Consider the following 26,127-nt stretch of genomic DNA (forward strand, 5'->3'; position numbering starts at 1 on the left):
TTAGGGAGATGTCGACTATTGAGTGCTCAAAGCCTGTGGAAAAGAAATTTTACTTATCTATTTGTTTCTAAAATGTGCAAAATTACAGCTGATAGTTTATCTTTCAACACCATCTTATGGCTTTTGGTACTAGGAGGGAAAGGAGCAATAGGGACAGCTTTTTTTATTGCGGTCAGCTTTGTCCCTCAAGCGATTGTTGGACCATTTATTACGCCCATGATGAAGCCGCATCAATTGAAGTTTTGGATGTGCTTTGCTGATTTAACACGAGGAGCGATTATTCTTGTGATCGTGGTTAGTTACTTTTATGGTTTCACACCATTAGTCCTCATCATCGGCTGCATGCTGCTTCATTCGGCGACAGGAGGCTCCTACGAACCGGCATCTGTATCGATTATTCCAAAGCTTGTCCATGAGGACCTCATACAAAAAGCGAATGCAACCATCCAATCAGCAAGTCATGTCGTAAGACTTGTGACGGTAACGATTTGTGGTGTCATGATTGCATTTGTAGGCGTAGGCTATACAATGCTTGTGATCATTCCCCTTTATCTTTTGTCCGCTTTATTGGTGTTCATGATTTCATATCAAACAGAAGCCATCATCGATAAAGCCAAAAAAGGATTATCTTATGGCAAAAGATTAATTCGAGGTTTTTCACTTGTTAGAAGCCATCATATTTTGTTTCCGTTAGCCATTTTTTGTGTCTGCTCAAACTTTGCTGCGGCACCATGGGAAGCATTGTCTGTTATTTATTTAACTGAAGATTTACATAGTGGACCGGTCGTCTATTCATTCATCAAAGTCACAACCGCACTAGGCGCCTTTTTGATGGGGTTTGTTTTGACAAAGATAAAGGTGAATCGGTATGGATTGCTGTTTATTGGTGCTGGGATTGTTGATGGAATCGCCTTCTTCATCACAGGTATGAACGCATTGTTACCACTTGTGTTTATATCAGCTTTTGCTTTAGGAGCAGCCATTAGTGCAGTTAACGTACCCGAACATACGATGATTCAATTGTCAGTAAAGGCAGAGGATCAGCCGCAAGTGTACGCGATTATCAACATGATTTCCTTCTTGATGATTCCGTTAGGCGCTCTCATTGGCGGTTATATGGCTACACTGTTTGGATCTGGGTATGTCATTGCGGCTGGCGGCATCATTGAAGCTGTTTCAGGTATATGCCTGCTTTTGTTTACAAAGATCGGAAAGGTAGAGAGGGAGGATTTGACGATAGAACGAGACAAACCTGCCGTAAACGCAACGTAAGCATGGCATGATTGATTGAAGATAGGTTACAATGGGGACGAGAAAATATGAGATTTGATTGAAAGGGGAAAAACGATGGCTATAGCAGACGTCACCATCATTCCGATAGGCACTGAAACACCAAGTGTCAGTGCTTACGTAGCAGATGTACAAAGAATTTTAGAAGGCTTTCAACAAGAAGGAAAAATCAAATATCAATTAACACCGATGAATACGTTAATTGAAGGCGAATTATCCGTTTTATTTGAGGTCATTCAGCGCATTCATGAAGCCCCTTTTGAAAAGGGATTGCACCGAGTAGCGACCAATATTCGCATCGATGACAGACGGGATCAAACCACAACGCTTACAAGCAAATTAGAAAGCGTGAATAAGCATTTAAATCAATAAAAAAAGCCTGCTATAAGCAGGCTTTTAATGTGCAGTTGGATAACCGCTATAGATGATGGTCATGACAGTGAACCATCCAAAAACCAAAAATGTAGCGCCAGCAAAAGCGATGGCAAGTACGTTCACTTTTTTTAGTGAGCGATAGATACCGAGCGCAGCTAAAATCGTGACTAGACCAAAAATAATGACGAGCATCATGTGAAAGTCCCCCTTTGTCATCAATCCCCTTGATTTCCTTTCTTTTCATTTTAACCGTTTTCATAAAGCTTGTCGAGTAGATTCCAGTTGACGATTGTTTGAATTTTTATTGAATAGCCTTCATAATAAAAAAGAATGAATAAAGTAGGTGATGAAAATGAATTGGAGAAGAATGCCACTAGGCTATGTACAAGCGAACGCATATATTTGGAAAAACGAGCAGGGAGAATGCTTAATTTTTGATCCAGGCGGTGAGGCGCAAAAGCTAATTTCCTATGTAAAAGAAAAACAGCTCAAACCGCTTGCTGTCTTATTGACACATGCTCATTTTGATCATATTGGTGCGGCAGATGAGGTACGCGAAGAGTGGGGAGTGCCGCTGTATGTACACGAAAATGAAAAAGAATGGCTCACGAACGCTGAATTAAATGGTTCAGCTCGATTGATTGGAAATGGAATTACGGTCAAAGAAGCTGAAAAATTGATTACGTCAGAAGGAACGCTTCAAATTGGGTCGTTTACATTAGAAATGTTCCATACCCCTGGGCATTCACCTGGCAGTGTGTCTTACTATTCGGCGGAAGAGGGCTTTGTTATTTCTGGTGACACGCTATTTGAAGGCGGCATTGGAAGAACAGATTTAGTAGGAGGCAGTCAGGAAGTGCTGCTTCAATCAATCCATCATAAATTATTGTCCTTGCCAGAATCAACTCTTGTATTAAGCGGGCATGGCGGGGAAACGACTGTGCTGACAGAGCAGGAGCAAAATCCGTTTATTAATGGTTTTTCTCTTTAATTGCAGGCATGAAAAAAGCATCTCTTTAGAAGAGATGCTTTTTTCAATTAATGTCCGGTACCGGGAACCATGATGAAAATCGAATAATATGTAAATCCGGCAAAGAAAATCGTCAAGTACGCTCCGAAAATGTAAATATACATTCTTTCGGATAAATTCAAGTAGGATAAAAATACAAAAAGAACGGTTTGACCGAAGAACAGCAGCGATGCATCTTTCATATGTCCTAAATAGAACATGACAGCAAAAATACCCGTCCAAAAGCCAAGCACGCGGAACATGCGATTCATTTCTTTCCCTCCCCTTAAAAAACCCCTTTGATTCATATTATAGCTGATCACCACTTGTTATGTAAACATTTACATTTTTGACAACGTGTGAACAATTTATTTTGAATGTAGAAAAATTTTTTTGAAAAAGTGAAGAAAAAGTGTTTATGCTGAAAAACATGAGGGTACTTACTCCATAAGAGAAAAGGTTAACGACCTAAGGAGGAAGACTAATGAGTGACATTACTTTTTATTCATACCCGAGCTGCACGTCTTGCCGCAAAACAAAACATTGGTTAAAGGCGAATCAAATTGATTTTAAAGAGCGTCACCTTTTCAGAGAAACGCCAACTCTAGATGAATTAAAAAAGATTCTTTCTTTAACAACAGAAGGAATGGATGAAATTTTAGCCACACGAAGTCAAGCTTTTAAAAGCTTAAATTTAAATATTAATGACTTAAAAGTAAACGAGGTTTTGCAGCTTCTCATTGAAAAACCAAAACTGCTTCGAAGACCCATCATCATTGATGGAAATAAATTAGTAGTTGGTTATAATCCAGGAGAACTCATGAAAATATCAAAAAAGAAAGCGATTCATCAATCAGTTTCCTAATAAAAAACGAAGATCAGCTGAAACATGCTTCAGCCGTCTTCGTTTTTGTGCTGAACTGGGCTAGCTGGGTTCGAACCAACGATCACGGAGTCAAAGTCCATTGCCTTACCACTTGGCTATAGCCCAATATCAAACGTGTAATGATATTGTTCACCATCTACGGTCATTTATACATAAAAATTGTATGTCACGAGTTTTAAGTGCAAAAGGAGCGAAAGAAGTAAATGAGAAATGAAAAATCAAAGCAATTATACGAATTTATCCTAAAAGAAGCCCCTGTCATGACCGAAGAATGGCTAAAGACAAGAACAGAAGAAGGCTCATTATATTCTAAACATGCTTCAGAGGAAACGGAAAAGAAGCTGAAGGAACAGAACACAGCGTTTATTCAAACCATTGCAGCAACACTTGTGACACTGTCAGACAAAGTAGAAAACCATTTGAAAAAGTGGTCTGTTGATATTGCTCGTGATCGAGCAGTGCACGAGGTGCCGTTATATGAAATCATTGGACAATTTAAGATCTTCCGCCACATTTTCTGTTCGAGAATTGAGACATTCACCCAAGAAACCGAGCTTGAAGTGACGCTGCAAGATGTGTGTCAATGGAATCAGCACTTTCACGCCACATTTGATGATATGATTGAGCGTTTATCAGAAGAATATGACCGCGTGACACTCAGTCAGCTCAATGCACAAAGAGAGATGATTCAAGAACTGAGTGCCCCTGTTATTCCAGTATCAAAGGAAATCGGGATTTTGCCATTGATCGGAGAAATCGATACGTACCGGGCCAAAATCATTTTGGAATCCGTGCTAGAACAGGCTTCAAGACTGCGTCTAACGCACTTATTTATTGATATTTCTGGCGTTCCCGTTGTTGACACGATGGTTGCTTATCAGCTGTTTAAAGTGGTCGATAGTGCGAAGCTATTAGGAATTGAAACGATTATATCAGGTATTCGCCCAGAGATAGCTCAAACTGTAGTGAAACTCGGCATTGATTTCTCAAAAGTAAATACAGAACACAGCCTTGCAAAAGCTTTAGAAAAAAGAGGATTTCGCATTTTTGAAGAGCAGCAGCAAGAAGCCACATCATGACAAAAAAACCTGTACTTGTAAAAGTCAGGTTTTTTTATATGCTCTTTTCTAAAAAATGATGTGATGCATCTTGAGTTGAGGGTTTTCATGCTTTATTAGTCATGAAAATCATAAAATGCTCTTTTGTCATTCAGGTTCTTCTATTTTACAATGTGATCAATGAAAGGAGTGATCCACTTGTATGGGATTGAATATTTAAGGCAAGAGCTGCTAGAAGAAGCATGCCGCATGAGAGCATCTGATGTGCACATTGTCCCGAAAGAAAAGGAAGCGTTGGTATCTTTCCGCGTAGATTCAGATTTAATCCAGCAGCGAACCATCGATAAAAAAACCGGCGAGCGGCTCATTGCTCATTTTAAATTTTTATCATCCATGGATATTGGAGAAAAACGGAGACCGCAAAATGGGTCATTAGCTGTGATGCTAAGAAGCGGCCAGGTGTTTATTCGAATGTCTACCTTACCAACTGTAAATGATGAGAGTTTAGTGATTAGAATATTGCCGCAGGATCATGCTCCGAAAATAAAACATCTGTCACTATTTCCGAAAGCTTCAGCCAGGTTATTGTCATTTTTGAAGCATTCGCATGGGCTCATTTTATTTACCGGTCCAACCAATTCGGGGAAAACAACAACCCTCTATTCACTGATCCAGTTTGCAAAAAAGAATTTCAACCGAAATATTATTACACTTGAAGATCCTGTGGAAACAAGAAATGAAGAAGTGTTACAGGTTCAAGTAAATGAAAAAGCCGGCATCACATATGCCGCAGGATTACGCGCTATTTTAAGACATGATCCAGATATGATTGTGCTAGGAGAAATAAGAGATGCTGAAACGGCCAGAACGGCGATTAGAGCAGCACTGACAGGCCATTTAGTATTGAGTACGCTCCATGCAAAAAATGCAAAAGGAGCCCTTTATCGTATGCTTGAATTTGGTGTCACGATGAATGAACTTGAGCAAACGATGGTTGCGATTGCTGCCCAGCGATTAATCGAGCTCACCTGTCCTTTTTGCGGAGAAACATGTCAGCTTTACTGTAAATTAAATCGACCGATCAGACGAACAAATGTATTTGAACTGCTGTTCGGAAAAGAGCTTGGTGAGTGTATCAAGGAGGCTAAAGGAGAATTTGCTCACTCGTCATATGAAACACTGCAAAGATTAATTCGTAAAGGAGTGGCACTCGGCTATCTATCAAAAAACACTTACCATCGCTGGGTTTATGAAGAAGCGAGCCTTTAAAGTATGGTCTAAAAAGGACCAAGCTGAATGCCTATCAAAACTGGCTCAATTAATTCAGGCTGGATATACATTGATTGAGGCATTAGTAATGGTGAATATCCAGTTATCAAAACAACATCGGCAGCAATTAAAACTAGGTATTCAGTGGCTGCACGAAGGCGAGCCTTTTTATGTAGTGCTCGAGCGACTCCATTTTCAGCGGGAAGTCATCGCCATACTATGTTTTTCTGAGAAGCATGGCAGTCTAGCTCGTGCTTTAGAACAAAGCGCCCGTTTTTTAGAGAAAAAAGTCAAGCAGTTAGACACGTTTAAACGCATGTTACGTTACCCGCTCTTCCTCATCTTCACGGTTTTGGTCGTGCTGATACTCGTTCAGAATATGATCATTCCTCAATTTTCTGTTTTGTACTCATCGATGGATACCCGCATGTCTTGGCTGATTCAAGTAATGTTTGGAATGTTTCAATTTCTTCATGCTTTTCTGCTTATCATCAGTTGTCTGTGTATTTGTCTTATCGGATATTATGCTGTGTTTTTTAGGAAAAAGTCGACCCTTGAGAAACTCAGGGTGATGAGTAAGCTGCCTTTTTTATATAAAGGGATGCAGCTGATGCATACGTACCTTTTTTCTCTTCAGCTCAGCGGACTGCTTCAGGCTGGATTATCGATGTACGAGGGCTTGCAAGCTTTTAAACAGCAAAGCTACCTACCTTTTCTTCAAGAAATAGGTGAACAAATGATGGATGAGTTAAGAAAAGGAGAAAGCATGGCAAACCAAGTAAGCGTGAGTCCTTTTTTCGAAAAACATTTTGCAGCCATCATCAAGCATGGTGAAGCAAGCGGGATGCTTGCAAGAGAAATGTACACGTATAGCCAATTTCTATTAGAGAATGCAGAGCTGAAAATTGAAAAATGGATGTCTTGGCTGCAGCCGGTGATCTATAGTGTAACGGCACTTCTTATACTCATCGTGTATTTATCTATTCTTTTACCAATGTATCAACTAATGGAGCAAGTGTAAGAAGGAGGACAAAGACATGAATGATAAAGGGTTTACCCTGTTAGAAATGTTAATTGTCATGCTCGTGATATCCATTCTTTTACTCATTACCATACCGAATATCACACGTCATCACCAAGCAATTCAAGCAAAGGGCTGTGAAGGGCTCAAATCAATGGTCAGCACACAAGTGATGGCATATGAATTAGAGCATGATGGGAAGACGCCATCTTTAGCTGAATTAGAAAAAGAAGGTTATGTTAAAAAGGGATTAACCTGTCCTAATGGAAAAGCGATTGTCATTCAAAACGGCAACGTGAAGCATGAATAAATTACTTTTACATGAGAAGGGTTTTACCCTCATAGAACAGCTAATGATCTTACTAGTTCTGTCGATCTTATTGTCGATCATAGGAGTGAAAATCCCAAATTTAATAGTAAGCGCTGAAGCCAAAAGACAAGTGAATATCATGAAACAAGATCTTCAATTGGCGTCATATACTGCATTTGTCAAAAAAACACGAGTGCATGTTGAGATCCAACCGCCGCATGTATCTTATCAGGTAATAGATCAAAAGAGTAACGAAGTCATTGCTTCTTATCAGCATAAAAAGGGCAGCATCAAAACTTCTACATTCTCACAAGGTATCTATTTTAATGAAAACGGACATCCAAGCAGCGGTGGATCTCTCATTGTCGAATTTGACAGTCAAACGTATAAACTCACGATTTATTTAGGAAGCGGGCGAATCCATGTTCAAAAGCAATAGAGGGTTTAGTACGATTGATACGCTGTTTGCTTGTCATATCTTCCTATTTGCAGCCCTTGTGATTATGCCGGCCTATGAAAAGATCATGCTGGGGAAAAAGGAAGTAAGAGCCAAACTTGAAGCTTACCAAATCTTACATGAACAGATGAATGAAGCATTCATAGAGGGAACAAAATCGTCTGTCAAAAAGAAGCGAGGCGACAACACATATGTATTCAATTGGAGTAAAGAGAAGGGATGTGTATCATACAACTTACAAAAAAAGCAGACCATATGCTTTCACCAGGTTGCGGAACGGTGAACAAGGTTTTACCCTTGTCCAGGCTTTGTGGCAATTGCAGCTATTTTTGTTCCTCTCTTTTGGATGTGTACTGATCTTTTCAGCAGCTGAGAAAGCCCTTCCTTTTGAAGAGATTAACCGATTTTCACAAATGGAGTGGAAACAGACTGTCCTGCAATTAGATGAGGATTTAAGCCGTGCAACGGCTGTTCGATCGGTGCAAGGAGGTAATGCGTTAGAGTATGTATCTGATCAAGGGCGAGTGGTAACGATTGAGCCATATCAAGAGATGCTTCGAAAACGTACGGATCAAGCTGGACATCTTCCATTATTGCACAAGGTGAAACAATTTCATGTGAGAACGAGTCAGTATAGAGCCATACTGAAAGTCAAAGATGGATCTGGTAAGGTTCATGAAGCCGTTTTTTTCACATATAAAGGGGTGGTTCCTAAATCGTGAAAAGAGAGGAAGGGTTTATCTATCCGCATGTGCTTGCTGTGATTCTATTTTTTCTCTTGATTCTAGGAGCGATAACGATGGGCTTTCAAAAAGAGCTGAGAAGTGCAGAGCTCACGATTTCTTTTTATAAAAAACAGCAGCTTTTTAGGGTGGGTGTGAGTGAAGCTGCCACCAAAGTAAAACGCATTTGTGAAAAGCGGAAGGTCCATATTGATACTGAAGAAGGCCATGTGACACTGAAGCAGATGAAATGCGATCAACAGAAAAAACGTGTCCTCGCTTTGGTGAGGGTGAAAACAAAGGATGGATTATCCGATGAGCGGGAGCTGATGCTGGATTGGAAGACCGGTGAAATCATGAGATGGGCAAACCCTGATTAGCCAGTGTATAAAATCATCCTCTTTCTGGTAACACTTGAAGGAAGAAGAGGTGAATTTGCTTGAAAACAAATGACTATGTAAAATATATGACGCAGGAAATCATTAAATATATGAATACACCACGAGACGAACGGAAGGAACACAAACAAGAAAAAATGGAAACAAAACCTCCGTTTTCACAGCGATTATTTGGGGTTCTGCCGTTTGGTTTCTCCATGATGCTTAAAAAACGTCAGCGACATCGACGAAAGTAAAAAGCCGCCAGCAGGCGGTTTTTTTATGCCATTTTAGTTGTATTCCTCCACAACAATCACTTTATTCACCTTGTTTGAGTAAGGATTATAGGAAATGGTGACAAACACCCCAAATTCCTTTGTATGGTCTTTTAACGTAATATGATACTGTTTTACAGATTCCTTATCGCGGTGGCGGTCCCATACTTTTTGTTTAAATAAAACTTGCGTTAGCGGGTATCTTTTTTTGGCTTCTTTGACTGCTCGCGTTTCCCATTGGTCTGCGGTGGCAGTCAAACCTCTCGCAGCCACAGGTTTGACGTCTAGCATCATAGGACTCAGCAGTAAACTGAGCATGATTATGATTTTTCCATATTTCACTTAACATCACCTCACCTCTTCATATCCTGACCAAATCCTACATTTTTATGTAAGTTTTAAGAAGTACAAATGTCACACAAAAAAATATTGAATATGGCGAAAGAATGAGAAAATGGAAGAATTTTCTCGTAATTGTTCTTGTTTAAGAACAAAATGAACTAATTTGACGTTTTGGGTTTTATAGGTATTTCCTTATACTGTATATAATCGTTCTTTTTAAAGAACAACCGTTCAAGGAGTTGAAGGGATTAATGAAACAGTCGCTCTTTGTCCTTTTTTGTGCCATTTGTTTGATGTTGACGTCTTTCCTCATGACACCAACGAATGCCTCTTTTAACGATGTCGAGCACAAAAATTTTGTAATGAAAACATGTGAAAACTTTGAACAGACAGATCAGCATTGTCAGCCTAAAAAATGGGATCAAAGTCAATTGGAGCTTGTCGATCAAACGATAATCGAAGGAACAGTCTGCGCACCTCAAAGGCTGAGCATGACACTAAAAAATAGTGGACAGCCTATTGCGTACTCTGAATGGAAGTGGGAATTACATAAAGTGGGAAGTGGTCAGGAGCCATTACAAGATGGTCATATTCTTGAAAAGGGCTCCATAAAGTCCCTATTGTCGCAAGAAACAGCGACTGTCACGACGGATAAAGCAACAACAAATGGAATCTATGTATTTAAAATCTATTATCCTAAAGGATTTGGCACATCTGATAAGGCGTACTTTTGGTCTAAACAGATGGTGCTCTCAAAGTGTCAAGAAAAGGCGTCCTAAATGGAGCTGTCTTTTAAAGTGAAAAAATGATATGCGAAGGGGAGAAGGGGTCATGAAAAAATGGATGAAGATGTCTGGGAGTATTCTTTATGTGGTGGTGTTCACGGTGATGATAGCCTCAATTATTGTCGTGTTGTCATCAAGAACAACAGGAGGAGAACCTCAGATTTTCGGTTATCAATTGAAGCAAGTATTATCAGGTTCGATGGAACCAGAATTTGCAGCTGGGTCACTGATTGTTGTAAAGCAGGTCGCCTCACCTGAGACGCTCAAAAAAGGAGATATTATTACGTTTCAAACAAAGCAAGATCAGTCCTTTGTGACCCACCGAATTGTTGGGGTGAAGGGAAAGGATGCAAATAAAGCGTTTGAGACGAAGGGTGACAATAATATGTATCAGGACGGCACGCTGGTAAAAGCGGATCAGGTGACTGCGCAGTATATGGGAGTGAACATTCCTTATGCGGGAAAGCTTCTTTCGTATGCAGGGACATCAGCTGGAACTGCCTTGCTCCTTATTATACCAGGTGTCATGCTGCTTGTTTATTCAACCATTCATTTTGTGGGCGCAGCAAAACACCGTAGACACACAGCTGATGTACATATGTCAGAGGAACAAGCTTAAATCGTTTGTAACCTAATCAGGTTTCAATAAAACAAAATATTAGGGGGTTTATTATTCATGGCAATGAAGAAATCAATTCGTTTAGGTGTATTATCAGGGGCTTTAGGTCTTGCATTAATCGGCGGGGGAACATGGGCGGCGTTTAATGATTTTGAAAAGGCAAATGCGGTCTACTCGACAGGAGAGCTGGATTTATCTGCTAAAGAGAACTCCGGCGCCATCAACCTTTCGAACTTAAAACCTGGTGATCGGATCAAGAAGGAATTTCATTTTGATAATAAGGGATCACTAGCGATAAACCAAGTGCTGATGAGTCTTGATTATAGCCAGTTTACAGATGGATCTTCCGCGAAGAATGGCGGTAAGAATACAGCTGAAGAATTTCTCAGTCAGTTTCAGGTGAGTGTTCTGACGGTTGGAGCCGAAGGTGGAAATGGTTATCCGAAAAACATTATTTTAGACCATGCAAACCTGCTTGACTTGCATCAATTAACGTCAAAACAGGATCAGACCGCATTTGAAAAGCTTCGTCATGCCGTCGATGAGAAGTTTTTACATGAAAGTGGGAAAATTAATGTAGCAACTGTTGATGGAACAGTGGCTCCAGAGTATGACGGCATTCCAAAGAATCCGTTTGATTACGATAAAGTGGAAATGACCATTGAATTTATCAATGACCAGACGAAGGATAAAGCTGGTCACTATATCCAAAATAAATACCAAGGCGATGCGATTCAAATTGATCTTTCCTTCGAAGCGACTCAGTGGAATGGTTTAACGATCAATCCAAAAAAGCATACGGATGAAAAAGGCTACGTGAAAGAAAACGAAAAAGCACACAGCGAAGATAAAAAATAAAGCCAGTCTTTAGGCTGATATCAAGATCTGCATAGCAATTGGAGGAGTATGCGCTAAAACGTGCGCTTTACTCCTCTTCTTGCTTTTTTCTCCAGATTTGATAATCTAAAAATTCACGAAATTGCTTTTTCGAAACCCCTGATGTCATTGCATCTCGAACTAGTTTTTCCCATTCACTATCTAATTGACCATCGTATTCGGTTTCATCTTTTTCGTTTAAAAGTGTATGAACCGAGACGTCCAGAACAGCGGAGACTTTTTCAAGAAATTGAATGGAGGGGTTTGTTTGCAAGTTTCTTTCTATTGAGCTTAAATAAGACTTCGCTACCCCAGCCTTTTCGGCCAGTTCTGATAGTGAGTAGCCTTTTTCATTGCGGTATTGTTTAATACGCTGGCCAATCAATGTCATCACCTTCCTTTCGATATTATAGCACATTCAGAAAGGTTTGATAGAATGACTTCTTACCAGAGGGGGAGACTCAGAGGACTTTTCATTTGATTTGAGGAAATGACGGACTTCTTCAACTGTTAGTCCTGCCTTGCGAGCTTCACGTAATAATTGAACCCATTCACTGTCTAATTTGTTCGTTTTCTTTTCCATACAAATACCCTCCTAAAATACTGAATCATGTATTTCAGGCACTTAACGCATGAAATGGAAAGACATAGGTGGTAAGACCTCATAGTTTGCTTGCGTCATGTTTCCGCCCAATACAAACAGACAAACTTAGCTTTAGACTGATCGAAAATTGTAAGTCACATAAAAGGGGAGGGGACTATGGGTCAACCTCCTCTTTTTTGCTGTAAGTAAAAAAGTCCGCCATTTTCAATCGTAAGACTGATTTTTGGTTCGTATAAAGTTTTGAGTGCTTGCCTTTCTATTTCATATTCTACAGATGTGTCTGAAGTCCCTTCATAAAACTGGTTTAAAAGTTCGGAGTCTTCCTTCCATTTTTGAACGGCTCGCACTGCCCAGTCGTCCGGTTCTTCATGGGCATAACGCTCCATAAGGCTGTAGAGCCGTTTGATTCCGCTTTCTGGCTTAATCATTGTACTCATCGTAAAACAATAATCGGGAATTTGAGAAGAAAGCTCGCGAGCTTCCAGCTTTTCTTGAAATTGTTCAATGACTTCTCCGCGTATAAGATGGAGTCCTAATGATAAAAGCTTATCCTTCTTCCGGTCTGCAAGGTAAGAAATTTTTACATTGAGTCCAAGCCATGGCTCAAGTGCGATCTGATTGTTCGTGAGCGGACTGACTCGTTCATAAAGCCGGATAAAACGTCCCTGTTGTTTGACCGCCTCAAATATTTGAAATAACCGGGGGGAGCCGAAATGGATGAATTCACCACTGACCGTATCACCCGCTTTTTTTTGATCTGTGATGAAAGTCAATTGCCGCGGTTCAGGTACACCGCCAGTTTTTTCAAGCCAGTGCCAATAAAAAGGACGGTTCATAATCAATTTATCCATTTCAATTGTCAGCTGTACGGTCATATGTCCTGCACTTTCTTCTAATATACTGCATTGATTCGCCTTGAAAAAACGGAGAAGAAAGGTGTGAATGTCATGCTGCTCCATTGATCAACTCTCCTTTATGAGCCCTGCTGTCTCTTTTCTAAAAGTGGTGTTTGTGCTTCAGTTAAATAAGAAGCAAACTGGGTTAATTTCTTTTTCGTGTCTCCATCGGATTCATGCTGGAAGAGAATTTGATGCAACTCTGTTTCGACTTCTTCAATATCAATTCTCGTTAAAATATCATCTAAATCGCCTATGACGTTTTCAAACAGCTGAATTTTTTCATATAAAAGCTTTAAAATATGCTCCTCAACTGTTCCGTTCGTTGACATATTGTAAATGTGAACATCTCGCTCTTGGCCAAGGCGGTGGATACGTCCGATTCTCTGTTCTAAACGCATCGGGTTCCACGGGAGGTCGTAGTTGATGATTTGATTACAAAACTGAAGGTTGATCCCTTCGCCGCCAGCTTCTGTAGCAATTAACACTTGCGCCCGTTCTCTAAATAAATCTTTCATCCAATCTTTTTTGCCCCGCTTAAAGCCGCCCCGAAATGGCACGGAGCTAATGCCGTTTTGCTGTAGAAACCATTGTAAATAAATTTGTGTCGCGCGGTATTCGGTGAAAATAATGACTTTCTCATTTAACTGCTGAATGAGTTTGACCACTTCAAGCGCCTTTGAGTTTTGCTCCACTTGATTGATTTTCTCCATGATTTGCGCTATAGCAGAAGAGCCGAGTATATGCTTTTCTTCTTCCTGCATTTTTTTAATCGTCATATAAACTGCCTCACGGCTTGAACAGCATTCTCGTTCCAAGGTCATAATGGAAAACATATGCTTTGTATAAGACGGATTCTCTTTCAGCTTGCAGATTTCATCATACAATGCTTGTTCTGTCGGAGAAAAATCAATGGAAATCGTTTTAACATGCCGTTTTGTCCACTCGATGCCTGTGTCTTGTCTTCGGTTTCGAATCATCACTTTATTGACGAGCTGTTTTAATCGGTCATGGTCTTCAAGCTGCAAGTCCTTTTTGGCAAAGATATCTTTAAATTGATGTTCATTTCCTAGGTGACCAGGCTTCAGAAGGGAAACGAGATTAAATATTTCTCCGATCCGGTTTTGAATAGGTGTCGCTGTCAGCAGCAGACAGAACTTCTTATTCAGGTTTCTCACAAATTCATAGTTTTTCGTTTTATTGTTTTTCAGTTTGTGTGCTTCATCGATAATGACCATATCGTAGGCAATCGATAAAATCGTGTCTCGATGCGGCTGTCTTTTGGCTGTGTCAATGGAAGAAACGACAACGTCGCACTGCTCCCACACATAGCTCTTTTTTTGTTCAACAGCATCAATATAAAATTTCGTCCGCAGCTCCTGTACCCACTGAGATACAAGGGAGGCGGGGACGAGAATAAGGATCTTTTTGGCAAGTCCACGAATCATGTATTCTTTGATAATGAGTCCTGCTTCTACGGTTTTTCCCAGTCCCACTTCATCTGCTAGAATGGCTTTCCCATTCATTTCTTCTACGACTCTTCTGGCTACTTCGAGCTGGTGCTTTAAAGGGGTGAATGCAGGCAGGTGCGCAGGAGCTTGCAGCCCCTCGAATGAATCAATGGCTGTGACTTTTTGAACCTGCGTCGCTAATCGATACATATCCCAGTTCGCCCAGGGGCCGTCTGATGAAAGCCGCTGCTGAAATTCATTTGCCCATTCCTGATCAAAAATCGTTTGAATATTCAATGTGGTCGCCTGCCTTTCTAGTAGGGTCTGATAAATTGTTCTGTTTTTAAACGCTTCATTTTTTAAGAGGTCTTTAAAAGACTAGATATATGAATAAAAGCGAACGATATCGAAAGGTTATTTTAAAAATGTTAATGATTTTTCTGTTGCTCTCCATCCATTTCTAATGGTAGGATGTTGATAAGTGATCTAGAAAATAAGTCACCCATTTTGATAGTATGTCCAATAAATGTGAAAAATATGAGCGGATGATGGTATGGGGAGAGACTTGGCGGTTATTTTGCACTGGCAGGCGCCGAAGGAGCAAGCTGAATGATTCAGTGAATCTCTCAGGCAAAAGTACTCTTACCGGACGCAACTCTGGAGAGTGTTTGCTGATCGTTTTAGCAAACCACCAAAGGGGAAAACGCACAATGATGTTGTGCTGTAAACTTTCAGGTGCAAGGACAGAGACTTCTTTTTGATAAAAGGGAGCGCTCTGTCCTTTTTTGCTGTGATTTTTTTCTGAAAATTCAGCTTGCATTTGCACTAAAAAAAGGGGGAAACGATTGATGTTGAAACGAACACCGCTTTTTCATGCGTATGAAACGTTTGGCGCAAAAACCATTGACTTCGGGGGCTGGGAATTACCTGTCCAATTTTCTTCCATTAAAGAAGAACATGAAGCTGTTCGAACAAAAGCAGGGCTTTTTGATGTGTCTCACATGGGTGAGGTGGACGTCAAAGGTCAAGATGCCCTTCCTTTTTTACAAAGGTTATTAACCAATGATGTGTCTAAGCTGACAGACGGTAAGGCACTATATACAGCCATGTGTTATGAAGATGGCGGAACGGTAGATGACCTGCTCGTCTACCAAAAAGAAAAGAACCACTATTTACTTGTCATCAATGCATCAAATATCGATAAAGACGTGGATTGGCTTTTGAAGCACCAAGAGAAGGATGACGTATTGATCAAAAATATATCTGATCAAACCGCCTTGCTAGCGCTTCAAGGACCTCTTGCAGCTGACATCATCAAAGAGGTGGCGGATGAAGAGGTGATATCGCTTAAACCATTTACGTTTTTATCAAAAGCTGAGGTCGCAAATAAAGAAGTGCTCGTTTCCAGAACAGGCTACACAGGGGAAGATGGCTTTGAAATCTACTGCCAGTCAGAAGATGCGGTTCACCTGTGGTCAGCTTTATTAAAAGCAGGGCAGCCAAAAGGATTAATACCGTGCGGACTCGGTGCACGTGATACCTTGAGATTTGAAGCAAGGCTTCCGCTTTATGGTCAGGAGCTGACAAAGGATATTTCTCCATTAGAAGGCGGAATTGGTTTTGCTGTCAAAACGGATAAAGAAGCTGATTTTATCGGAAAAGCAGCACTTAAAAAACAAAAAGAAGAGGGACTGAAGCGAAAGCTTGTCGGCATTGAAATGATTGAAAAAGGGATTCCGCGTACAGATTATCCAGTCTTTTCAGGAGAAAAGCAGGTTGGGTTTGTCACAACGGGCACTCAATCCCCAACATTAAAGAAAAATGTCGGGCTTGCTTTGGTCGAAACCTCAGAAGCGGAGCTTGGGGCAGAGGTGGAAGTACAAGTTCGCAAAAAGCGTCTAAAAGCCAAAATCGTCACAACACCATTTTATAAAAGAACCAAATAACGAGGGGGAATAGAGGATGAAGCACAGGTATTTGCCGCAAACAGAGCAAGATCAAAAAGAAATGCTGGATGTCATCGGCGTTCAGTCGATTGATGAGCTTTTTTCAGATATCCCAGAGAAAGTTAGATTCAAAGGAGCATACAACATCAAAGAATCCGCATCTGAAACAGCGCTTGTCAGGGAATTATCCCGGCTAGCTGCAAAGAATAAGGATACAGTTTCCTATGCATCGTTTCTTGGTGCAGGTGTATATGATCATTACCAGCCTGTCATTGTCGATCATGTCATCTCACGCTCTGAATTTTATACAGCGTATACACCTTATCAGCCGGAGATTTCACAAGGTGAATTGCAAGCGATTTTTGAATTTCAAACAATGATTGCTGAGCTGACTGGTATGGATCTTGCCAACTCCTCGATGTATGATGGCGGAACGGCACTAGCTGAAGCGGCAATGCTCGCTGCGGGACACACAAAGAAGAAAAAAGTGGTGGTTTCTGAAACGGTTCACCCTGAATCAAGAGCGGTGCTGAAAACATACGCCAAAGGACAAAACATTGAAGTTGTTGAAGTGCCTGCGAAAAAAGGGCAGACAGATTTAGCTGCACTGGAAAAGGCCGTCTGCGATGATACAGCAGCAGTTCTCGTGCAATATCCAAACTTTTTTGGTGTCGTCGAGCCGTTAAAAGACATTGAACCCATTGCACATAAAGGAAAAAGCCTGTTCATTGTCTCTAGCAATCCCCTCGCACTCGGGCTATTAACACCGCCTGGAAAACTTGGGGCAGACATTGTCGTTGGTGATGCGCAGCCGTTCGGTATCCCGGCGGCATTTGGCGGACCTCACTGCGGATATTTTGCTGTGACGAAAAAGTTGATGAGAAAAGTGCCAGGTCGATTAGTCGGGCAAACAGAAGATGAAAATGGTGTTCGTGGATTTGTCCTGACTCTTCAAGCGCGTGAGCAGCACATTCGAAGAGATAAAGCGACGTCAAATATTTGCTCGAACCAAGCATTAAATGCGTTAGCTGCTTCTGTTGCCATGACGGCACTAGGAAAAACAGGCATAAAAGACATCGCCTATCAAAACGTGCAAAAAGCCCATTATGCCAAGACGCAGGCAGAAAAATATGGACTGCAGGCGGATGTAGAAGGGGCTCATTTTAATGAATTTGTGATCAAGTTACAGGAGCCTGTGAAAGAAGCCAATAAACGATTGCTTGAAAAAGGAATCATCGGCGGCTACGACTTAGGGCTAGACTACCCAGAGCTTCAGCAGCACATGCTTGTAGCCGTGACAGAGCTGAGAACAAAAGAAGAAATTGATACGTTTATCAAGGAATTGGGGGATCGCCATGAATAAACAAGATCAGCCGCTTATTTTTGAATTATCTAAAGAAGGAAGAATTGGGTACAGCCTGCCTGATTTAGATGTACCTGAACAGGAGATCCCGTCTTTATTTGATGAGACGTACATCCGTGATGAGGATGCTGAGCTTCCTGAAGTATCTGAGCTTGATATTATGCGTCATTATACAGCATTATCAAGACGCAATCATGGGGTCGATTCTGGATTTTATCCTCTTGGCTCTTGTACGATGAAATATAATCCAAAGATTAATGAAAAGGTTGCACGCCTTGCAGGTTTCTCGCAGGTCCATCCACTACAGGAGGCAGACACTGTACAAGGTGCATTGGAATTACTATACGATCTAGGTGAACATCTTGAAGAAATTACGGGGATGGACGCTGTGACATTACAGCCTGCGGCAGGAGCACATGGCGAGTGGACGGGACTCATGATGATCCGTGCGTACCATGAAGCAAGAGGAGATCATCAGCGTACAAAAGTCATTGTGCCTGATTCTGCTCATGGAACGAACCCGGCATCTGCGACAGTCGCTGGATTTGAAACCATTACTGTCGCATCTGATGAAAACGGGCTTGTTGATTTAGAAGATTTACGCCGCGTTGTTAATGAAGAAACAGCTGCTTTAATGCTTACAAACCCGAATACACTTGGCCTCTTTGAAGAAAATATTTTAGAAATGGCTGAAATCGTTCATGGAGCTGGCGGTAAACTTTATTATGACGGAGCCAACTTGAATGCGGTTTTAAGTAGAGCAAGACCAGGGGATATGGGATTTGATGTTGTCCACTTAAATCTTCATAAAACCTTTACAGGCCCACACGGAGGCGGAGGTCCTGGTTCAGGTCCTGTTGGCGTTAAAAAGGATTTAATTCCGTATTTGCCAAAGCCGGTGCTTGTAAAGAAGGAAGGTCGTTTTTACTTTGAATATGACCGTCCGGAATCAATTGGGCGCGTGAAGCCATTCTATGGAAACTTTGGCATTAACGTCAGAGCCTATGCGTACATCCGCTCTATGGGTCCAGACGGCTTAAAGGCTGTAACTGATAATGCCGTGTTAAATGCGAACTATATGATGCGACGCTTAAGTGCTCATTATGATTTGCCGTTTGATCGTCACTGTAAGCATGAATTTGTTCTTTCAGGTAAACGTCAGAAAAAATTAGGTGTGCGGACACTGGATATTGCCAAACGATTACTTGATTTCGGCTACCATCCGCCAACGATCTACTTCCCGCTCAATGTAGAGGAATGTATCATGATTGAACCGACTGAAACAGAATCAAAAGAAACACTTGATGCATTCATCGAAGCAATGATTCAAATTGCGAAAGAAGCAGAAGAGAATCCTGAAGTGGTGCAGGAAGCGCCGCATACAACGGTCGTCAAACGTATGGACGAAACAAAGGCCGCTCGGAATCCCGTTCTCGTTTTTGAAAGAAAATAAAGAAAAAAGACTCAGGGGGGATCATGCTCCCAGAGTCTTTTTTGTTAGTTCTTCGTTTTAATGCGGCCGCCCCATTTTTTAAAGCCGCCTTTTAAATTATAAATCTCACGGCAGCCGTTTTTACGTAAAGTTTGGGCTGCTTTTCCGCTTCTGAAATTATTTTGACAATAGAGATAAACAGGCTTGTCAGGACGTATTTCATTTTTGCGCTGCTTTAGTTGGGAAAGAGGGATATTTCTTGCCCCTAAAATATGTCCGCCTTCAAACTCATTTGGCTCTCTCACATCAATGAGCTGGGCTTTGCGGTAACCTTTAATAAATTCTGCTTCCGTCAGCGTTTTCATAATGCGCTGCTGATAAATGTAGCTGCCGATGGAATAAAGAACAAAAAGTCCACAAAGTGAGAGGACGATATAGTTGAACATTGACAATACAACTCGACTCCTTCTTGAGCATCAGCACAGTAGCCTGTCTGATGGTACGTTTTAGACAAATACTATTATAGTAAAGCATAAGAAACTTGTCATCATAAATGGTAAGAATTATTTTCAATTCCGTTCCGATTTGATAGACTGATGAAGAGAGAAAACCGGTGGTCACCACCATCATCTAACATTGACTACGTAAAAGAGAAGGGATTTTATATGCAAAAAGAGAAATGGTGTTTCATTGATTCAGGAAACCAAGACCCTGCCTTTAACATGGCAATGGACGAAGCCTTGCTTTATTGGCATAGTGAGAAGCTCATTCCGCCTGTTATCCGCTTTTATGGATGGGATCCGGCGACATTATCTGTTGGGTATTTTCAGAACGTTGAAAAAGAAATCAACCTAGAAGCTGTCAAGCGCTATGGTCTTGGATTTGTCCGCAGACCAACCGGAGGACGAGGAGTACTACATGACCAGGAGCTGACCTACAGCGTGATTGTGTCAGAGGAACATCCAGAAATGCCAGCAACGGTGACAGAGGCGTACCGCGTCATTTCAGAAGGCATTTTAGAAGGCTTTAAAGAGCTGGGACTCGATGCGTATTTTGCCATTCCTCGTACAGATAAAGAAAAGGAAAGCTTAAAGAATCCAAGATCTTCTGTATGCTTCGATGCCCCTTCTTGGTACGAGCTTGTTGTAGAAGGCAGAAAGGTAGCGGGCAGTGCTCAGACGAGACAAAAAGGTGTCATCCTCCAGCATGGATCTATTTTAATTGACCTTGATGAGGATAAATTATTCGATTTGTTCCTTTATCCTAACGACCGGGTAAGAGAGCGGATGCAGCGAAGCTTTAAAAACAAAGCGGTTGCCATCAATGAAATCTCAGACCGAACTTGTACGATAGACGATGCGCGTGTTGCGTTTAAAAGAGGATTTGAAAAAGGATTAAATATTGAGCTTGAACCTTATGAGCTGACAGATGAAGAATTAACGTTTGTCCATCATCTCGCCAAAACGAAATATGCCTCAGATGATTGGAATTACAAGCGTTAAGACGATGGACACTCCTTGTTTTTTAATGAACGATGGTGTAGAATTGGGTTGATTATTAAGTAAAGGTGCATTATGGAGGGGTTTTATGACTACACCTAGTATGGAAGATTACATTGAACAAATTTATATGCTGATAGAAGAAAAAGGATATGCCAGAGTCTCTGATATTGCAGAAGCACTCGCTGTCCATCCCTCCTCTGTAACAAAAATGGTTCAGAAGCTAGATAAAGATGAATACCTCATTTATGAGAAGTATCGTGGTCTAATTTTAACCCCGAAAGGCAAAAAAATTGGAAAACGTCTCGTATACAGACATGAACTGCTGGAGCAATTTTTAAGAATCATTGGTGTAGATGAAGAGAAAATTTATGATGATGTAGAAGGCATTGAACATCATCTCAGCTGGAACAGCATTGACCGCATCGGCGATCTCGTTCAATTTTTTGAAGAAAACGATGAGCGATCTGTTCAGCTGAAAGCGATTCAAAAGAAAAACGAACAAACAAATCAAGAATCTTAATCAAAAAGGACACCCTCAGCATGGGTGTCCTTTTTGATTAAAGTTCTAATTGAAAGCAAATGCTCCTACACTATTATTAGCGTGAAATCAAAGGGGGCTCCTTGATGAAGATAGATGGTGTGTTCTCAGGTGGAGGCATTAAGGGGGCAGCGCTTGCTGGTGCCTATGAAGCGCTTGAAGCGAGAGGATTTCATTTTGTCCGTCTTGCTGGTACAAGTGCTGGAGCAATCATTGCTTCACTCATCGCAGCAGGTTTTACAAGCCAGGAAATTCGGGAGCTTTTAGATGAAATGGATGAGCATCAATTGCTTGATAGAAGATGTCAATTCATCCCGTTCAAAATGCTTAGGTGGGTATCCATTTACTGGCGCCTTGGTCTTTATAAAGGAGACCGGCTGGAAAAATGGCTGACTGATGTGCTAAAACGAAAAGGGGTCACCGTGTTTGGAGACCTCAAAAAAGATTCGCTGAAAATTGTTGCGTCCGATTTAACGAATGGAAAAATCCTCGTACTGCCAGACGACCTTCCTTCATATGGCTTAAATCCAGAGCGGTTTTCCGTGGCGAGGGCCATTCGAATGAGCTGCAGCCTGCCGTATTTTTTCGAACCTGTCAAACTGAAGTCTTCAAAAGGCATTTGTACCATTGTAGATGGAGGAGTGCTTAGCAATTTTCCAATTTGGCTGTTTGCTGAAGAGAAAAAAAGACCGTTCGTCGGTGTCACATTAACGCCAAACGAAAAAGAACGCCCACAACACTCCATCCGCAATGCGTTTGAACTGTTTGGCGCTCTTTTTGAAACGATGCGTGGTGCTCATGACGAAAGACATATCGCCACAAAACACGAACGTCATATTATTTTTATTCCTGTAGAACACGTCATTGCCACTGATTTTCAACTCATGACAGAAAAGAAAAAGGCGCTCGTCGATCTAGGCAGACAGAAGGCCGAGCAATTTTTAAAAAGCTGGACATTTTAAAATAAGGCGCGATTCTTCTTTTTGTTTTTCTTGCCTTCAATCACAGTCAAATGTGTTTGGCTTTTCTTTTTGAGAAGGACGGGCTTAGACTTGTGGTCAGTCGGCACGCTTCGCAAATGAGTGACCCGATTTTTCATCTGGCTTTTCGTTTTTGGTTTAGGCTGCTGGTAGCGACGTTTTGATTGTTTGACTGCTTTGCGATAAAGATTGCCTTCTGTTCCAGTTCTTCGATTCATCAGCCATCTAAATAGGAAAAATAGGGCCGCTCCAATGATCACAACAGACAGCAGCATTGTAAAAAGTCTGCCTGGGTTCGTTGTGAGTAAGTACACAAATCCCAAAACACCTAAAGCGAAAATAATGGTAAAAGCAGGATGTACTCGGCGATTCATAACTGTCCACCTCCGAAGGAATTTACCGGATTTATAAGTTAGATCACTTGATGAGCAGAATCTGACGCTTGTTTTAGAGATGCTTCCTCTAAACGAAGAAGTTCATTAAAACTTGCAATGGCTACCTCGACTTGATCGTCAGAAGGTTCTTTTGTTGTAAGCAATTGCAGCCAAAGGCCAGGATAGCCAAGCACTTTAAGCACAGGCACTTCTCGGAGTTTGTTCGTGAGCTGAAGCACTTCAAATGAAATGCCCAGAACAACCGGAATGAGCGCCAAGCGGTTCAGAACTCTCACCCATAAAGGATCTGTCGGTACGAGTAAATAGACGAACATTCCAACAATGACAGTGAATAAAATAAAGCTGCTGCCGCATCGATAATGCAGACGGGATTGCTTTTGGACATTTTCCACTGTGATGTCAAGGTTCTGTTCATAGCAGTTTATGACTTTATGTTCTGCCCCATGATATTGAAATACTCTTTTAATTAAAGGGGTCATGGAAATAAAGTAAATATAGCCTAATAAAAGGACCAATTTAAAGAATGTTTCCACTGCGATTTGTGCGAAATTCCCTGAAAAGATGGGACGCACAAGCTCTGCTAAAAAGACAGGTACCAGGGTAAAGACAAATTTACTAAAGAGAAGAGAGAGAACTCCGATCACAGCAATGCCGAAAATCATGGATAATTTTGAGCCTTTTTGTTCTTTTTCAAGAGTATGATCTTCAGAAGGATCTAAGTCATATCGCTCACTGGAGAAGTTTAAGTGCTTACTGCCGTTTGCGCTTGCTTCAACAAGTGCAGCAACACCCCTGACAAAGGGGATTTTCTTGAGAAAGGCGGTTCGTTTATTGGAGGTCCGGGGAAGCTTCAAAAACTCAATGGACTGGTCCTTTCGCCGAATCGCTGTCACATAGTTCTTCTTACCTCCGAACATGACACCTTCGACAACTGCCTGCCCTCCATAAGCTGGAGGATTTGTTTGATTGGACATATTTCATCAACCTGCCTGTTTCCTGTAATTTACATGCATTTCCTTATACCTTTATTGTACAGGAAATGAGGGGAAATCACTAGCGCACAGGTCGATTATCTACTAGAATTCTATCTACCTCTTTTTAGCCAGTATACCCTGTTTTAAAAATTTTACACTCACGCATGGAAATCCTTTTTTTTCATGACATTTTGGACATACTACTTGCTGGAGGTGTTCACAAATGAAACGTGATGAAAAGAAAAACCAAGAAGAAAAAAATCAGTCCGTGCAAACGACATCACTTGTGGCAAGAGCAGCTGCTACAGGCTTTGTAGGCGGTGTTTTTTGGGGCTTTATCGGGTTTCTGACCCATGTGTTCCATTTTTCAGAGGTGAGTCCTAACATGCTGCTTCAGCCATTTGTGCTTGGAGAGTGGAAAAAGGGAGGACTTGGTACTTTTATAAGTATTATGCTGTTAGGAATTTTATCGATTGGAGCCGCCTTTATTTATTATGGGCTTTTAAAAAGGATCAAAGGCTTTTGGATGGGTCTGGTTTATGGCGGGCTTTTATGGCTGCTTGTTTTTTACGTATTTAATCCCATTTTCCCAGATGTAAAGCAAGTACAAGACTTGCAGCAAAGCACCATTGTTACGACATTTTGCCTATATATTTTATATGGCATGTTTGTCGGGTACAGCATTTCGTTTGAATATAATGAATTGACGAGTCAAAAGCTTGCGAGGGCACTCGGGAAAAAGACAGAATAAAGTGTAAATCACCTATTCATATGATAAAATATTTTTGGAAACGAAAGGTTTCTAAGGAAAAAGAAACAGATCTCAATATAGATTGAATTAGGGTGAAGGAGTGGTCATATGCCTCATTTTCTTGTACTGAATGGACCCAATTTAAATAGGCTTGGCAAAAGAGAGCCTGCTGTTTATGGAAGTAAGACGTTGACAGATTTAGAGACAGATTTGTTCCAGTTTGCAGAACGAGCAAACATTCAATTAACGTTCTTTCAATCGAATCACGAAGGAGATTTGATTGATGCGCTCCACGAAGCAGAAGATCAGTACGATGGAGTCGTGTTTAACCCGGGTGCATTTACCCACTACAGCTATGCGCTGAGAGATGCCATTGCAAGTATTTCTTTATCTGTCATTGAAGTACATATCTCAAATGTTCATAAGAGAGAGGAATTCCGCCATCATTCTGTACTTGCTCCAGTATGCCAAGGGCAAATCGTTGGACTTGGCTTAGAAGGGTATAAATTGGCGATTCGTTATTTAGTCAGTGAAGGGGGAGCAGTATCATGAAACTTGAAAAACTAAGAACACTTTTAAGCGAATTAGAGATCGATGGCCTTGTCATTACGAGCAGCTTTAATTTACAGTACATGACCAGCTTTACCGGATCTGCCGGCCTTGCAGTTGTTTCAAAGGACCGGGCAGCTTTTATCACGGACTTCCGCTATACAGAGCAAGCGAAGGATCAAGTCAAAGGTTATGACATCATTGAACATAAAGGAAACATTGTGGAAACGGCTGCCCAAACGGCGAAGGAATTTGGAGTAAAACGCCTTGGGTTTGAACAAAACCATATGACATTTGCCACGTATCAGCAGTACGCTGCCAAAGCAGGTGAGATAGAGCTTGTTCCAGTCTCTGAATCAGTTGAAAAGTTGCGCTTGATTAAGTCTAGTGAAGAGATTAAGATATTAGAGGAAGCTGCGAAGATTGCAGATCACGCCTTTGATCATATTCTCACTTACATCAAGCCGGGCCTGACGGAAATTGCTGTCATGAACGAGCTTGAATTTTTCATGAGAAAAGAAGGTGCTGAAGGATCTTCATTCGATATGATTGTTGCTTCTGGTGTTCGTTCAAGCCTGCCGCACGGAAGAGCGAGTGAAAAGGTAATTGAATCTGGTGATTTAGTGACACTCGATTTCGGTGCTTACTATAAAGGCTATTGTTCTGATATGACAAGAACGATTGCTGTCGGAACACCAAGCGACAAGCTAAAGGAAATTTATCATATCGTATTAGAAGCAGAAAACGCTGGTGTGGATAGAATCAAGCCAGGCTTAACAGGAAAAGAAGCTGATCGCATCACACGAGACATCATTGAAAAGTACGGCTATGGTCAATACTTCGGGCATTCAACCGGGCACGGCCTAGGTATGGAAGTACATGAAGCGCCAGGCCTTTCCTCACGATCAGAGGTCGTTTTAGAAGAGGGAATGGTCGTCACAGTTGAGCCGGGGATTTACTTGCCAGATGTCGGCGGCGTGAGAATTGAGGATGATATTGTCCTGACAGCTGACGGCAATAAACGATTGACCCACTCACCGAAAGAACTTATCATATTATGATGGTGAAATGTAGG

35 protein-coding genes, 1 tRNA gene and 2 riboswitches are annotated in these 26,127 nt (G+C 41.3%); of the genes, 25 read left to right on the forward strand and 11 right to left on the reverse strand.

The window, feature by feature from the left end:
* The first annotated feature begins 18 nt into the window (after positions 1-18).
* Both C9414_RS07385 and C9414_RS07390 read left to right on the forward strand, forming a co-directional pair.
* Positions 19-1,272: an MFS transporter gene (locus tag C9414_RS07385; RefSeq protein ID WP_107163359.1), complete on the forward strand. Its 1,254-nt coding sequence runs from the start codon at positions 19-21 to the stop codon at positions 1,270-1,272.
* Positions 1,273-1,347: 75 nt separating this feature from the next.
* The gene (locus tag C9414_RS07390) at positions 1,348-1,662 is read left to right on the forward strand and encodes an MTH1187 family thiamine-binding protein (protein ID WP_024427984.1); all 315 of its coding nucleotides are present in this window, start codon (positions 1,348-1,350) and stop codon (positions 1,660-1,662) included.
* 24 nt (positions 1,663-1,686) lie between these two features.
* Here the strand turns inward: C9414_RS07390 and C9414_RS07395 are convergent, their stop codons facing one another.
* Positions 1,687-1,860: a DUF2759 domain-containing protein gene (locus tag C9414_RS07395; RefSeq protein WP_003217333.1), complete on the reverse strand. Its 174-nt coding sequence runs from the start codon at positions 1,858-1,860 to the stop codon at positions 1,687-1,689.
* Between the two features lie 157 nt (positions 1,861-2,017).
* Between C9414_RS07395 and C9414_RS07400 the strand changes: the two genes are divergently transcribed.
* Positions 2,018-2,656, forward strand: a complete 639-nt coding sequence (locus C9414_RS07400) for an MBL fold metallo-hydrolase (protein WP_107163360.1) — start codon at positions 2,018-2,020, stop codon at positions 2,654-2,656.
* Positions 2,657-2,703: 47 nt separating this feature from the next.
* Here C9414_RS07400 and C9414_RS07405 read toward each other — a convergent pair whose 3' ends face one another.
* Positions 2,704-2,946 (reverse strand): DUF2626 domain-containing protein, encoded by a 243-nt coding sequence (locus C9414_RS07405; RefSeq protein ID WP_003217440.1) that lies wholly within the window; start codon positions 2,944-2,946, stop codon positions 2,704-2,706.
* Between the two features lie 212 nt (positions 2,947-3,158).
* Between C9414_RS07405 and C9414_RS07410 the strand changes: the two genes are divergently transcribed.
* Positions 3,159-3,539 (forward strand): Spx/MgsR family RNA polymerase-binding regulatory protein, encoded by a 381-nt coding sequence (locus C9414_RS07410; RefSeq protein ID WP_007501232.1) that lies wholly within the window; start codon positions 3,159-3,161, stop codon positions 3,537-3,539.
* A 55-nt stretch (positions 3,540-3,594) separates the two neighbouring features.
* On the opposite strand, the gene C9414_RS07415 is transcribed toward C9414_RS07410, so the two are convergent.
* Positions 3,595-3,665: transfer RNA gene (locus tag C9414_RS07415), tRNA-Gln, on the reverse strand.
* A 98-nt stretch (positions 3,666-3,763) separates the two neighbouring features.
* Between C9414_RS07415 and C9414_RS07420 the strand changes: the two genes are divergently transcribed.
* The 9 genes from C9414_RS07420 (at position 3,764) to C9414_RS07460 (ending at position 9,031) form a co-directional block, all read left to right on the forward strand.
* Complete coding sequence (locus C9414_RS07420) at positions 3,764-4,639, forward strand: STAS domain-containing protein (protein ID WP_047202296.1); 876 nt, start codon at positions 3,764-3,766, stop codon at positions 4,637-4,639.
* A gap of 177 nt (positions 4,640-4,816) precedes the next feature.
* Positions 4,817-5,887, forward strand: a complete 1,071-nt coding sequence (comGA, locus tag C9414_RS07425) for a competence type IV pilus ATPase ComGA (RefSeq protein ID WP_107163361.1) — start codon at positions 4,817-4,819, stop codon at positions 5,885-5,887.
* Positions 5,868-6,908 carry a competence type IV pilus assembly protein ComGB gene (gene comGB, locus C9414_RS07430; protein WP_107163362.1) on the forward strand — a complete coding sequence of 347 codons (1,041 nt, stop codon included), beginning with the start codon at positions 5,868-5,870 and terminating at the stop codon, positions 6,906-6,908. The genes comGA and comGB overlap by 20 nt, the downstream gene beginning before the upstream one ends.
* Before the next feature lie 16 nt (positions 6,909-6,924).
* Positions 6,925-7,218 carry a competence type IV pilus major pilin ComGC gene (gene comGC / locus C9414_RS07435; protein WP_024422977.1) on the forward strand — a complete coding sequence of 98 codons (294 nt, stop codon included), beginning with the start codon at positions 6,925-6,927 and terminating at the stop codon, positions 7,216-7,218.
* Entirely contained in the window at positions 7,211-7,657 is a 447-nt protein-coding gene (comGD, locus tag C9414_RS07440; protein WP_047202293.1) for a competence type IV pilus minor pilin ComGD, read from the forward strand. Before comGC ends, comGD begins: the two co-directional genes overlap by 8 nt.
* Entirely contained in the window at positions 7,641-7,958 is a 318-nt protein-coding gene (gene comGE / locus C9414_RS07445; protein WP_107163363.1) for a competence type IV pilus minor pilin ComGE, read from the forward strand. The genes comGD and comGE overlap by 17 nt, the downstream gene beginning before the upstream one ends.
* Positions 7,867-8,397, forward strand: a complete 531-nt coding sequence (gene comGF, locus C9414_RS07450; protein ID WP_181286115.1) for a competence type IV pilus minor pilin ComGF — start codon at positions 7,867-7,869, stop codon at positions 8,395-8,397. The genes comGE and comGF overlap by 92 nt, the downstream gene beginning before the upstream one ends.
* A complete protein-coding gene (locus tag C9414_RS07455; protein WP_075611637.1) occupies positions 8,394-8,777 on the forward strand; it encodes a competence type IV pilus minor pilin ComGG in 384 nt (127 codons plus the stop codon). The genes comGF and C9414_RS07455 overlap by 4 nt, the downstream gene beginning before the upstream one ends.
* A gap of 59 nt (positions 8,778-8,836) precedes the next feature.
* Positions 8,837-9,031, forward strand: a complete 195-nt coding sequence (locus tag C9414_RS07460) for a YqzE family protein (RefSeq protein ID WP_024718846.1) — start codon at positions 8,837-8,839, stop codon at positions 9,029-9,031.
* Between the two features lie 33 nt (positions 9,032-9,064).
* On the opposite strand, the gene C9414_RS07465 is transcribed toward C9414_RS07460, so the two are convergent.
* Positions 9,065-9,343 carry a DUF3889 domain-containing protein gene (locus C9414_RS07465; RefSeq protein WP_052773101.1) on the reverse strand — a complete coding sequence of 93 codons (279 nt, stop codon included), beginning with the start codon at positions 9,341-9,343 and terminating at the stop codon, positions 9,065-9,067.
* A 299-nt stretch (positions 9,344-9,642) separates the two neighbouring features.
* Here C9414_RS07465 and tapA point away from each other — a divergent pair, with 299 nt between their 5' ends.
* From tapA to tasA, 3 genes are read left to right on the forward strand one after another with little or no spacing between them, the layout of a single operon-like run.
* Positions 9,643-10,170, forward strand: coding sequence for an amyloid fiber anchoring/assembly protein TapA (tapA, locus tag C9414_RS07470; RefSeq protein WP_107163365.1), 528 nt, complete (start codon positions 9,643-9,645; stop codon positions 10,168-10,170).
* 52 nt (positions 10,171-10,222) lie between these two features.
* Positions 10,223-10,795, forward strand: a complete 573-nt coding sequence (sipW, locus tag C9414_RS07475; RefSeq protein ID WP_107163366.1) for a signal peptidase I SipW — start codon at positions 10,223-10,225, stop codon at positions 10,793-10,795.
* 57 nt (positions 10,796-10,852) lie between these two features.
* Positions 10,853-11,653, forward strand: coding sequence for a biofilm matrix protein TasA (gene tasA / locus C9414_RS07480; protein WP_039179929.1), 801 nt, complete (start codon positions 10,853-10,855; stop codon positions 11,651-11,653).
* Between the two features lie 67 nt (positions 11,654-11,720).
* Here the strand turns inward: tasA and sinR are convergent, their stop codons facing one another.
* The 4 genes from sinR to C9414_RS07500 form a co-directional block, all read right to left on the reverse strand.
* On the reverse strand, positions 11,721-12,056 hold the full coding sequence (gene sinR / locus C9414_RS07485) for a transcriptional regulator SinR (RefSeq protein WP_024422969.1): 336 nt from the start codon (positions 12,054-12,056) through the stop codon (positions 11,721-11,723).
* Positions 12,057-12,089: 33 nt separating this feature from the next.
* Positions 12,090-12,254, reverse strand: coding sequence for an anti-repressor SinI family protein (locus C9414_RS07490; protein WP_073206269.1), 165 nt, complete (start codon positions 12,252-12,254; stop codon positions 12,090-12,092).
* A 182-nt stretch (positions 12,255-12,436) separates the two neighbouring features.
* Entirely contained in the window at positions 12,437-13,234 is a 798-nt protein-coding gene (locus C9414_RS07495; RefSeq protein WP_039179926.1) for a YqhG family protein, read from the reverse strand.
* A 14-nt stretch (positions 13,235-13,248) separates the two neighbouring features.
* Positions 13,249-14,919: a DEAD/DEAH box helicase gene (locus C9414_RS07500; RefSeq protein WP_107163367.1), complete on the reverse strand. Its 1,671-nt coding sequence runs from the start codon at positions 14,917-14,919 to the stop codon at positions 13,249-13,251.
* 248 nt (positions 14,920-15,167) lie between these two features.
* Positions 15,168-15,274, forward strand: a riboswitch (glycine riboswitch).
* Positions 15,275-15,277: 3 nt separating this feature from the next.
* Positions 15,278-15,371: riboswitch (glycine riboswitch) on the forward strand.
* Positions 15,372-15,470: 99 nt separating this feature from the next.
* On the opposite strand from C9414_RS07500, the gene gcvT reads away from it, so the two are divergent.
* From gcvT to gcvPB, 3 genes are read left to right on the forward strand one after another with little or no spacing between them, the layout of a single operon-like run.
* Positions 15,471-16,568, forward strand: coding sequence for a glycine cleavage system aminomethyltransferase GcvT (gcvT, locus tag C9414_RS07505; RefSeq protein WP_047202285.1), 1,098 nt, complete (start codon positions 15,471-15,473; stop codon positions 16,566-16,568).
* A gap of 16 nt (positions 16,569-16,584) precedes the next feature.
* Positions 16,585-17,931 (forward strand): aminomethyl-transferring glycine dehydrogenase subunit GcvPA, encoded by a 1,347-nt coding sequence (gcvPA, locus tag C9414_RS07510; protein WP_107163368.1) that lies wholly within the window; start codon positions 16,585-16,587, stop codon positions 17,929-17,931.
* Positions 17,924-19,384, forward strand: coding sequence for an aminomethyl-transferring glycine dehydrogenase subunit GcvPB (gene gcvPB / locus C9414_RS07515; RefSeq protein WP_047202283.1), 1,461 nt, complete (start codon positions 17,924-17,926; stop codon positions 19,382-19,384). Before gcvPA ends, gcvPB begins: the two co-directional genes overlap by 8 nt.
* A gap of 44 nt (positions 19,385-19,428) precedes the next feature.
* Here gcvPB and C9414_RS07520 read toward each other — a convergent pair whose 3' ends face one another.
* Positions 19,429-19,809: a rhodanese-like domain-containing protein gene (locus C9414_RS07520; protein WP_039183198.1), complete on the reverse strand. Its 381-nt coding sequence runs from the start codon at positions 19,807-19,809 to the stop codon at positions 19,429-19,431.
* 219 nt (positions 19,810-20,028) lie between these two features.
* On the opposite strand from C9414_RS07520, the gene C9414_RS07525 reads away from it, so the two are divergent.
* The 3 genes from C9414_RS07525 to C9414_RS07535 all read left to right on the forward strand — a co-directional run bounded on the left by C9414_RS07525 (position 20,029) and on the right by C9414_RS07535 (position 22,365).
* Positions 20,029-20,865 carry a lipoate--protein ligase family protein gene (locus tag C9414_RS07525; protein ID WP_107163369.1) on the forward strand — a complete coding sequence of 279 codons (837 nt, stop codon included), beginning with the start codon at positions 20,029-20,031 and terminating at the stop codon, positions 20,863-20,865.
* An 85-nt stretch (positions 20,866-20,950) separates the two neighbouring features.
* Positions 20,951-21,385, forward strand: coding sequence for a transcriptional regulator MntR (gene mntR / locus C9414_RS07530; protein ID WP_003215946.1), 435 nt, complete (start codon positions 20,951-20,953; stop codon positions 21,383-21,385).
* Positions 21,386-21,489: 104 nt separating this feature from the next.
* A complete protein-coding gene (locus tag C9414_RS07535; RefSeq protein WP_107163370.1) occupies positions 21,490-22,365 on the forward strand; it encodes a patatin-like phospholipase family protein in 876 nt (291 codons plus the stop codon).
* Here C9414_RS07535 and C9414_RS07540 read toward each other — a convergent pair.
* Together C9414_RS07540 and C9414_RS07545 are read right to left on the reverse strand one after the other, a co-directional pair.
* A complete protein-coding gene (locus C9414_RS07540) occupies positions 22,362-22,757 on the reverse strand; it encodes an SA1362 family protein (protein WP_039179905.1) in 396 nt (131 codons plus the stop codon). The two genes, C9414_RS07535 and C9414_RS07540, sit on opposite strands and share 4 nt — an antisense overlap.
* Positions 22,758-22,795: 38 nt before the next feature.
* On the reverse strand, positions 22,796-23,752 hold the full coding sequence (locus C9414_RS07545) for a DUF1385 domain-containing protein (protein WP_047202280.1): 957 nt from the start codon (positions 23,750-23,752) through the stop codon (positions 22,796-22,798).
* 223 nt (positions 23,753-23,975) lie between these two features.
* Between C9414_RS07545 and C9414_RS07550 the strand changes: the two genes are divergently transcribed.
* The 3 genes from C9414_RS07550 (at position 23,976) to C9414_RS07560 (ending at position 26,113) form a co-directional block, all read left to right on the forward strand.
* Positions 23,976-24,503, forward strand: a complete 528-nt coding sequence (locus tag C9414_RS07550; protein WP_047202279.1) for a YqhR family membrane protein — start codon at positions 23,976-23,978, stop codon at positions 24,501-24,503.
* A 108-nt stretch (positions 24,504-24,611) separates the two neighbouring features.
* The gene (aroQ, locus tag C9414_RS07555; protein WP_034280247.1) at positions 24,612-25,055 is read left to right on the forward strand and encodes a type II 3-dehydroquinate dehydratase; all 444 of its coding nucleotides are present in this window, start codon (positions 24,612-24,614) and stop codon (positions 25,053-25,055) included.
* On the forward strand, positions 25,052-26,113 hold the full coding sequence (locus tag C9414_RS07560; RefSeq protein WP_039179897.1) for a M24 family metallopeptidase: 1,062 nt from the start codon (positions 25,052-25,054) through the stop codon (positions 26,111-26,113). Before aroQ ends, C9414_RS07560 begins: the two co-directional genes overlap by 4 nt.
* Positions 26,114-26,127: the final 14 nt, after the last annotated feature.

Source organism: Bacillus sp. Nf3 (genome assembly GCF_003028545.1).
Classification (GTDB): domain Bacteria; phylum Bacillota; class Bacilli; order Bacillales; family Bacillaceae; genus Bacillus; species Bacillus safensis.